The sequence below is a fragment of the Chromobacterium aquaticum genome (assembly GCF_021129195.1).
Taxonomy (GTDB): Bacteria; Pseudomonadota; Gammaproteobacteria; order Burkholderiales; family Chromobacteriaceae; genus Chromobacterium; species Chromobacterium aquaticum.
On the sequence record NZ_JAJOHW010000302.1, the window covers coordinates 1 to 555 of the forward strand.

Below are 555 nucleotides of genomic sequence, written 5' to 3' on the forward strand. Positions count from 1 at the left end.
GCCGCCCAGCGCGGCGATCAGATTGACCGCGGCCAGCAGTTGCTGGCGGCGCGCGGCCAACACCCCTTGTTCCGCCTGCACCTGGCCCAGCCGCGCGCGCCATTCCGCCTGGCCGTCGCTGAGGCCGACGCCGCGCGCGTCGCGCTCGGCGCGCAGCCGCAAGCTGGCATCCAGGTATTGCCGTTGCCTGGCGTCCTGTTCCGCCTTGGCGAAATGGCTGGCCGCCGCCGCGTCCTCGACTTCATACACCGCGCGGGAGATGGCGCCGTGCCAGGCCGCGTATTGCTCGGCGGCGGCGGAGCGCGCGCGCTGAGCCTCGGCCTTGCGCTTGCCGGCGTCGAACAAGGGAATATCCAGCTGCGGCAGCAATGACCAGTTTTGCACCTTGCTGCCACGCAAGCCGGACCAACTGCCGGCGCTGATGCCCAGGCCGCCGCTCAAGGTCAGCGACGGCCAGCGGGACGCCTCGGCCTCGTCGGTGCGCGCGCGGGCGGCATCGTAACGGGCTTGAGCCGCCACCAGGTCAGGCCGGCGCTGCAGCAGCCGGGCCGGCAC

1 protein-coding gene is annotated in these 555 nt (G+C 72.8%); it reads right to left on the reverse strand.

Features of this window, described 5'->3' with window-relative positions; all coding sequences use genetic code 11:
• On the reverse strand, positions 1-555 hold a 555-nt coding region (locus LQT98_RS23935; protein ID WP_231465764.1), incomplete at both ends, for a TolC family protein.